This is a genomic window from Klebsiella sp. EMBS2024, assembly GCF_036233805.1.
Lineage (GTDB): Bacteria > Pseudomonadota > Gammaproteobacteria > Enterobacterales > Enterobacteriaceae > Klebsiella > Klebsiella pneumoniae.
In genome coordinates this window covers 1,304,175-1,312,067 of the sequence record NZ_JAZARW010000001.1, presented here as the reverse complement: position 1 = coordinate 1,312,067, position 7,893 = coordinate 1,304,175, and the positions used below count along the sequence as shown (strand labels likewise).

General features: G+C 53.5%; 10 protein-coding genes. 1 reads left to right on the top strand and 9 read right to left on the bottom strand.

The genetic code is table 11. From position 1 onward, the window contains the following. Nucleotides 1-64 precede the first annotated feature (64 nt). The 3 genes from VZP09_RS05890 to VZP09_RS05880 all read right to left on the bottom strand — a co-directional run bounded on the left by VZP09_RS05890 (nt 65) and on the right by VZP09_RS05880 (nt 1,991). On the bottom strand, nt 65-751 hold the full coding sequence (locus tag VZP09_RS05890) for a KPN_01159 family EAL domain c-di-GMP phosphodiesterase (protein WP_135730806.1): 687 nt from the start codon (nt 749-751) through the stop codon (nt 65-67). 397 nt (nt 752-1,148) lie between these two features. Further along, nucleotides 1,149-1,319: a hypothetical protein gene (locus VZP09_RS05885; RefSeq protein ID WP_328794955.1), complete on the bottom strand. Its 171-nt coding sequence runs from the start codon at nt 1,317-1,319 to the stop codon at nt 1,149-1,151. A gap of 39 nt (nt 1,320-1,358) precedes the next feature. Continuing rightward, on the bottom strand, nt 1,359-1,991 hold the full coding sequence (locus VZP09_RS05880) for a helix-turn-helix domain-containing protein (RefSeq protein WP_021313533.1): 633 nt from the start codon (nt 1,989-1,991) through the stop codon (nt 1,359-1,361). Nucleotides 1,992-2,557: 566 nt separating this feature from the next. On the opposite strand from VZP09_RS05880, the gene VZP09_RS05875 reads away from it, so the two are divergent. Then, a complete protein-coding gene (locus VZP09_RS05875) occupies nt 2,558-2,755 on the top strand; it encodes a hypothetical protein (RefSeq protein ID WP_004140506.1) in 198 nt (65 codons plus the stop codon). A 115-nt stretch (nt 2,756-2,870) separates the two neighbouring features. Here the strand turns inward: VZP09_RS05875 and cydB are convergent, their stop codons facing one another. The 6 genes from cydB to VZP09_RS05845 all read right to left on the bottom strand — a co-directional run bounded on the left by cydB (nt 2,871) and on the right by VZP09_RS05845 (nt 7,547). Then, nucleotides 2,871-3,881: a cytochrome d ubiquinol oxidase subunit II gene (gene cydB / locus VZP09_RS05870; protein WP_004140509.1), complete on the bottom strand. Its 1,011-nt coding sequence runs from the start codon at nt 3,879-3,881 to the stop codon at nt 2,871-2,873. After that, nucleotides 3,878-5,284 carry a cytochrome ubiquinol oxidase subunit I gene (locus VZP09_RS05865; RefSeq protein ID WP_004140511.1) on the bottom strand — a complete coding sequence of 469 codons (1,407 nt, stop codon included), beginning with the start codon at nt 5,282-5,284 and terminating at the stop codon, nt 3,878-3,880. The genes cydB and VZP09_RS05865 overlap by 4 nt, the downstream gene beginning before the upstream one ends. Nucleotides 5,285-5,339: 55 nt before the next feature. Then, on the bottom strand, nt 5,340-6,227 hold the full coding sequence (locus VZP09_RS05860; RefSeq protein ID WP_004140512.1) for a manganese catalase family protein: 888 nt from the start codon (nt 6,225-6,227) through the stop codon (nt 5,340-5,342). Nucleotides 6,228-6,243: 16 nt separating this feature from the next. Next, nucleotides 6,244-6,750, bottom strand: coding sequence for a ferritin-like domain-containing protein (locus tag VZP09_RS05855; RefSeq protein ID WP_004140514.1), 507 nt, complete (start codon nt 6,748-6,750; stop codon nt 6,244-6,246). Between the two features lie 26 nt (nt 6,751-6,776). Beyond that, the gene (locus VZP09_RS05850) at nt 6,777-7,271 is read right to left on the bottom strand and encodes a YciE/YciF ferroxidase family protein (RefSeq protein ID WP_004148027.1); all 495 of its coding nucleotides are present in this window, start codon (nt 7,269-7,271) and stop codon (nt 6,777-6,779) included. A 90-nt stretch (nt 7,272-7,361) separates the two neighbouring features. After that, nucleotides 7,362-7,547, bottom strand: coding sequence for a general stress protein (locus VZP09_RS05845; RefSeq protein WP_004150795.1), 186 nt, complete (start codon nt 7,545-7,547; stop codon nt 7,362-7,364). Between the last annotated feature and the right edge of the window lie 346 nt (nt 7,548-7,893).

Below are 7,893 nucleotides of genomic sequence, written 5' to 3'. Positions count from 1 at the left end.
GGGGGTATTTAAAACTGGATAATAAAAGAATAGCAGGTAACCGAAACCAGCCCCCGGTCGACCCTCAACCGCAAAGAAAAATATATTCTTCCTTCCAGTAGCGGCCCTGACCTATGATGTCCCCGGCAGAAGTGATTAACCGTTTTTGCTTTTCGGTTTCGATACCCTCAACGATCACATGGCCGGTCAGGATATGAATAGACTGCAACAGACCGGGCAAAGCGGGGTCGTTTTCTTTATCCCAGAAGTAATCCTTATCCACTTTGACGCAATCGAAGCGGAATCTCTCCAGCAGCGGGAAGGAGGTTCGCCCGCGACCAAAATCATCCAGCCAGACCGGACAAAGCGCCGCCAGCGTGCTTAGCGCCGTCAGCTCGCGGCCGGCGATAAACTCATGAAAATTCTCATTTATCTCCAAAGCAATATGCTTACACGAGCGCAGAAAATCGCAGAGATAGCGGTCCGTCAGAATAAAATGGCTTAATAAATCATCGATATTGAGCGAGATCGGCTTATTATCGACCAGGGAAAAATCAAATACGGAAAGCAACTCGATTTGTCGGGTAAATAGTGCAAGCTTATCGCTTTCGGTAAGCGTGGAGAAAGAAAACGCGGGCGCTGAGGCATTATTTCGTGCGGGTGCTATAATATCTTTAGTGAGCAATTCCCACGAGTGGCAGCTGCCATCATCGCTAATAGCGGGCTCCAGTACGAAGCGATAGGAGGTATTTTTCGCGTTTTCTTCAACCATTTAAAAAATACCAAAAATAAGAAAGGGTTAAAGCATGTCATATATTTCCCGCCAACAAAAATAGTTTAAAATGATCGATAAGAAACATTCGATAGCTAAAAACTATCAACATATAATTTATTGATCGGTAAAGTGAATTAATATAAATTAGCCACCGCTGTCGCATGCGTTTAGACAACAATTAAAATATTGTTTCAAACCAGCCAGTTACATGACGAGCCGCATCCATTCGTAGCCACATTACGCTTTTCCCCGGCGGCAAAAAAAAGCGTGGTGTAATAAAAATCAAAAATACAAGCCGCCAGTTTTCGTCCTCTCGTATGCCAAAAGATGAATAATCTCTGGCCCAACGCAACCGCTTGCCGATAATAAAAACGCTGCCCCGGTCAACGAAACGTCATACTTTACCGCTACCTTGCTGGCAGAACAGGCGCAGCGGATAAAGGGCAGTGAAAAGAAAATACATGGTTCCACTGGCGCTAATGNNNATCGCCAGCGCATGGCTGGAACCGGCCCCGCGGCCTGTCGCCAGAGGGCTGTGCGTCTGGTTCGACGGGGCAATGGTCAACTGTCTGCAGAGGCAACGGCTGGGCGAAAGGTTGCCGATTCACTCGCTGGCCAGGCGGTAAACGGGCACTCGTCGGGTGGTATTGAACAAATTGTCGCTGACCTCCACCTCCGTCGTGACAATCGCCATGCCGGACCGGCGCAACTGCGCGATGTCCGCCGCCACTCGCTGACTGCCGAACCAGAACAAGGCGTCGAGAGCGGTGACCGGCAGGCCGGCGTTCAGCGCCTGGCGGAGCCGCTCCCGGGCCGGCTTTATCTCCCGGGCAATCTGCTGGTACGGGGCCGCCGTCAGCCCGGTTGCATTGACGCGACGAATGCGGTTTGCCAGGCGGTAATGAAAGGCTTCCGGGACAGCCTGTAAATCCTGTTTCAAACTATAGACGCAGCCGTAACGTTTGCCGTTGAAAACGGCGGCTTTACGGCTAAGCTGCAACGTCTCGCGAACATCGGCGATTAGCTGCGGCGCGCGCACCAGCAGCAGGCGAAAAGGCAGCTCGAAGCTGGTGACATAGTCGACGTTCAGTAACGCAATGCGCAGGCGCTCCTCTGCCCCGGCCCGCAGCTGACGACACTCCAGGTATACTTCGCGCCACTGCTCCCGGAGCCGTGGCGTCTCACCGGCTTCGGTAAACTGGTATTTTTCAATATCGTAATCAATTCTCCCGGCCACCGCGCATTCCTTTCTGAATCAGTCCGCGGGTTATATTATCATCCTCCGACGCCGTCCCCTATGCCCAACGCCGCTGTCGTTGTCGATTATTTACGATAAAGATAACGGGTGATGATCACATCAAGAACAAACAGCAGGAAGATAACGCTGCTTAACCATAATAAGCCTGCGAATAAATCAAGTAATTGCATCGTTGTTCCCTCGCCGTTGGCCCTAAAAAAGACGCTCCATCACCATAAAGTAGTTAACAACCACCTTAACAGCCACAGAATAAAATTATTTAGCACGATGCCATCCCGAGCCCGGACAGATTCATTTTATTGTCATTAATTTGTCATCAAAAAATGTCTATCATCAACCGGCGCCGCAGGGTCGTCTCTGCCGTCATGGTATGGCGGACAACGCGTCGCCACGCGGTTTAACAACACGGAATAACCTCGCCCTGCCTCATTCTTACTGTCATTGCATAATTTTATACCAGGCACGTTTGTCATCCTGCTGAATAATCCGTAAAAGCGCCGTAAGCAATAAAACCCCTGCAGATTGGTTTACCATGGAGAAATAAGATGCCTAGCGAAAAAGCCCGCAGCCTTGACCATTTCTATGAATTACTGGCGACAGGACAACACCCGAAGATTGAACTCGATTTTGATGTCGCCGCGGACGATTTTTTTAAAATCGCCACCGAGTTTGGCGATATTGGCGCGAGGATCACCCGGGTTAACGAACGATTTATTATTAAGATCAAGCCGCCGAAGGCATAAACACCCGGCCCGAGTCGTTGCAGCAGATCACCGGTTTGTGCGCATCCCTCTCGGTCATCCCTGACCGGACGGCGCGACGCGCCGGCAAATCCTCACCTGCCGGCGCGAATCAGGCTCAGTGATAGCCCTCGCTGCCGGAGACTTTGCCGCGAAAGACGTAGTAGCTCCAGGCGGTATACATCAGGATCACCGGGATAATGAGCAGCGCGCCCGGCAGCATAAATACCTGGCTGGACGGCGGCGCAGCGGCATCCCACAGAGAGATATGCGGTGGGATAATGTTCGGCCAGACGCTGATCCCCAGCCCGCTGAAGCCGAGGAATATCAGGCCCAGCGTCAGGATAAAGGGACGGGCGTGGCTGGCGGGGCGCGCGCTCAGGCGCCAGATCCACAGGCTCAGTGCCAACACCAGAATCGGCACCGGCACGAACCAGAAGAAATTGGGCAGCGTAAACCAGCGTTCCGCCACGTAGCGCCAGCCCAACGGCGTCCAGACGCTGACCACCGCGATCACCGCCATCAGCGCCAGCAGTACCTTGCGGGTCAGCTCGCGCATCCGCTGCTGCAGCGCGCCTTCGCTTTTCATAATCAACCACGTGGTGCCCAGCAGCAGATAGGCCACCACCAGCCCCAGACCGCAGAACAAATTGAAAGGGGTAAGCCAGTCCAGCGTCGAACCGGCGAAGCGGCGGTCAGCCACCGCAAAGCCGTTGATAAACGCGCCGACGACAATCCCCTGGCTGAAGGTCGCCAACAGCGAGCCGCCGGCAAAGGCATAGTCCCAGAAGATGCGATGCGAGGGAACCGCTTTAAAACGAAATTCAAAGGCCACGCCGCGAAAAATCAGGCCGATGAGCATCGCCGTCAGCGGGATAACCAGCGCATCGGTGATCACTGCATAGGCCAGCGGAAAGGCGCCGAATAGCCCTGCCCCGCCGAGCACCAGCCAGGTTTCGTTACCATCCCAAACGGGGGCGACGCTATTGACCATCACATCGCGCTCTTCGCCATCATGCACCACGCTGAACAGCATCCCAATACCTAAATCGAAACCATCCATCACGATATACATCAGCGTGGCGAAGACAATGATGACAAACCAAATCACCGAGATATCGATGCTCATGATGCGTTCTCCTCATCACGCACCGGCTCAGCCGCTGAGAGCGGACGCGCCGGGGTGCCTGCGGTTTGCGAGGTCAGCTCCGTCACCGGCTGCGGCCCTTTTTTGATAAGCCGGAAAATGTAGTAATACCCCACGCCAAACACGGCGCAGTAAACCACGATAAATACCAGCAGGCTGATGGCCATCTGCAGGGTGCTGTGCAACGACACCGCATCCCGCGTGCGCAGCAACCCGTATATCACCCAAGGCTGGCGGCCCATCTCGGTGGTCACCCACCCGGCGACCAGGGCAATAAGACCGGCGGGCCCCATACAGAGCGCAAACCACTGGAAGGGACGCGAGTGGTACAGCCGCCGCCGATAGCGCAGCCAGGCGCTGCAGATCCCTAAGGCGATCATCAACACGCCCATCCCGACCATGATGCGAAACGACCAAAAGACGGCGGGCGAATAGGGTCGGTCCTCTTTCGGGAAGTCTTTCAGGGCCGGCACCTGCTTATGCAGGCTGTGGGTAAGGATCAGGCTACCGAGAGCGGGGATCTCAAGACCATAGCGGGTCCGCTCCTGCTCCATGTCCGGCAGGCCAAACAGCAGCAGCGGCGTGGCCTCGCCGGGGCGATTTTCCCAGTGCCCTTCGATGGCCGCGATCTTCGCCGGCTGATGCTCAAGGGTGTTAAGACCATGCATATCCCCCACCACCGCCTGGATCGGCGCCACCAGCAGCGCCATCCACATCGCCATCGACAGCATTTTGCGGATGGCCGGCGAGTCGTTGCCGCGCAGAAGATGCCACGCGGCAGACGCCCCGACGAACATGGCGCTACTGAGAAACGCGGCTATCGCCATATGGAACAAGCGATACGGAAAAGAGGGGTTAAAGATAATCGCCAGCCAGTCCTGCGGGATGAGATGGCCATTTTCGATGATAAAACCCTGCGGCGTCTGCATCCAGCTATTGGAGGCAAGGATCCAGAAGGTAGAAACCAACGTGCCAAGCGCCACCATGCAGGTGGTAAAAAAATGCAGCGCTGGCGGCACTTTATTCCAGCCAAACAGCATCACCCCGAGGAATCCCGCTTCAAGGAAGAAGGCGGTCAGCACTTCGTACAGCAGCAACGGGCCGGTAATACTGCCAGCGAACTGGGAAAATCCGCTCCAGTTGGTGCCGAACTGATAGGACATGACTAATCCGGAGACTACGCCCATGCCAAAATTGACGGCAAAAATTTTCAGCCAGAAATTGTAGAGTGAACGCCAGACATTATCCCGGGTTCGCAGCCACATCCCCTCAAGCACCACAAGGTAGCTGGCAAGGCCGATGGTGATGGCCGGAAAGAGGATATGGAAGGATACGGTAAAGGCGAATTGCAATCGGGCCAGATGAAACGCGTCGAATTCAAACATATTCCACACCCATCATTGTGAATCGCCCCGGCCGCAGCCGGGGCTCATGCGAACATCACTTAGCCGATGATGAAGTGTTTTGCTTCCCGGCGCCGAGTTCGGCGCCGGTCAAAGGATCGCCCTGCGGGTCAGACTGCGTTCGCTTCAGCATCGCTTTGCACAGCGCTTCCTGCTCTGGCGTCAGGCCGACAGAAGCACTACCATCTCCGCCATCTACGGCCGGCTGTGGATCCTTGACATAATCGAAGTGTTTGTCACTGTTCCAGCTGCCGCGTACTTCTCCACCTTCAGACATATTGTAGTAGGTGTTAGCGTACTCGCTAATGGGCGGCAGTTTGCCCGGTGGATAGTTGTTGCGAATCGACTGCAGGGCCTTCTCAAAAGAGAGCTGATGCGCCGCTTCGCGGGTCATCAGGAAGGCCAGCGCGTCTTTCACGCCAGGATCGTCGGTCACGTTGATCAGGCGTTCATAGACGATCTTCGCCCTCGCCTCCGCCGCGACATTCGACCGCAGGTCGGCGGTGGGTTCGCCGATAGTATCAATGTAGGCCGCCGTCCACGGCACGCCCGCCGAGTTGGTCAGCGGGGTACCGCCGCCGTACAGCAGGGATGTAATATGGCTGTCATTGCCGTTGGCGGTGAGCGAACGATAGAGTTCCGCCTCGCTCTCGGTGCCCTCCGCCAGGGCTCCTTTGGCGCCTTTATTCAGCATGCCGACCAAAGTGCCAATGATCTCCAGATGGCTCAACTCCTCTGTCGCGATATCCATCAGCATATCTTTGCGGCCGGGATCGTCATCGCTTAATCCCTGGGTGAAATAACGACACGCGGCGGCCAGCTCGCCCTGAGGGCCGCCAAACTGTTCGAGCAGTAAATTCGCGAGCCCCGGATTCGGTTCAGCAACGCGTACGGTATACTGCAGTTGTTTCACATGACGAAACATAGGCCTGCCTCCTGGGTTATTTTTTCGCTTCTACGCCGTCAGCATCTGAACGCAGGAGAAACTGCTCTGTGGTCTGAGGAATATGTTTAATCAGCCAGTCGGCCATTTCCCGCTCTTCCGCCAGGATGGCTTCAATGGCTGGGATGGAGGCGGTATCGCCCGCTTTTTCAGCGGCCGCCAGCAGAGAGGTATAGCAGGCGATTTCAAACTGCTCGAAAACGTACCCGCTGATCGAGCCTTTGACGATTTCATCGGAAGGAAACATCCCGCCGATGGACTGGCCGAGAGCCGCCATTTTACTCATCGAATCTTTAATCACCGAGCGCGAAATCTCATTGCGGTCGAGGATCTCTTCCAGCACGGTAATTTGCCGTTTGGTCTCGTTAACATGCTGTTCGATTCTGGCACGGAGATCCGGATAATTATCGATACGGCCAGCCATTGATTCCAGCATGGACTCTGCCTGTTTTTCCATGGCATGCGCATCTCGTAGCCAGTCATGGTAATGTTCAACGTGATTCATCGTGATTTCCTCGTGTCAGGGAGAGTTTATTTTTCCGCTTTCTTATTAATATTACCTACCGCCAGATCGGTTAATTTCACATCGGTTTGTTTTTCTTCTTCCAGGGTTTCGGCAAGCAGTTTGGCTGCTTTTTTATAGCCCAACTGCTCTGCCAGGGTGACCAGAGTACCGTAACTGGCAATTTCGTAATGCTCGACCTTTTGCGCAGCGGCAATTAATGCAGCATCACGTACCTCATTTTTTTCCGTGCTCTCAACGACTTCATTAGCTTCTTCGATTAATCCTTCCATGGCCACGCATTTCATGCGTTTGATTTTCAGGTTGGATTCCTGTTCAATAATCTGGTCGATACGTTCGATCTGGCCCTGGGTTTCTTCAAGATGAGCATTGAACGCCGCGCTGAGTTTTTCACTGGACGCCGCTCTGGCTAGTTTAGCCAGCCCGCGGGTTAATTGTTTCTCTGCGCTGTAGGTATCTGAGAGCAGGTGAATAAATACATCTTCAATGCTTTTCATATTCATAGAAATACCTTCTGGAGTCAGAAAATAACTGCGAGTCTGTGACAGACTCGCAGGAGATACTTTCACTTCAGGGTGCAAGGAAAAGGATAATCAGGAATTATCGGACTTGCGGCCACCGCCGTGGCTATTCTGTCCGCCTTTTTTACCCGCTTCGGACGCACGCTGCGGATCATTTTTAAAGTTCCCGCCGCTGTGCTGACCACCTTTACGACCTGCTTCAGAAGCTTTTTCACGGTCTTCAGCAAAATTACCGGAACCACCACGATGCTCTGCCATATTTCACCTCATGTATATCGGTTATGTCAGTACGATACGAAAATATTCCGTATCACTCGTCGTTCGATATTTAAATCTAGCGGGTAATGCTGGTTAGTCAAATTATTATTCCGTTTTTTCGACACCTTTTAGCAGTAATTCGGAATAATTCTACAAGAAACCTGAAAAATAACCAGACGGCACCTTGCCGCTAACTCACTGTGTTCAGGGAAATAATGTATGCAGATCACCTCTGCGGCAAAGAATTATCTATACCGGAGGATTACTACCGTTGGGTTATATAACGAAGCGGCAGCATTGCCCTTTGCCAGACGGAAATTCAGAATTTTCCCTGGTTTTACGGATA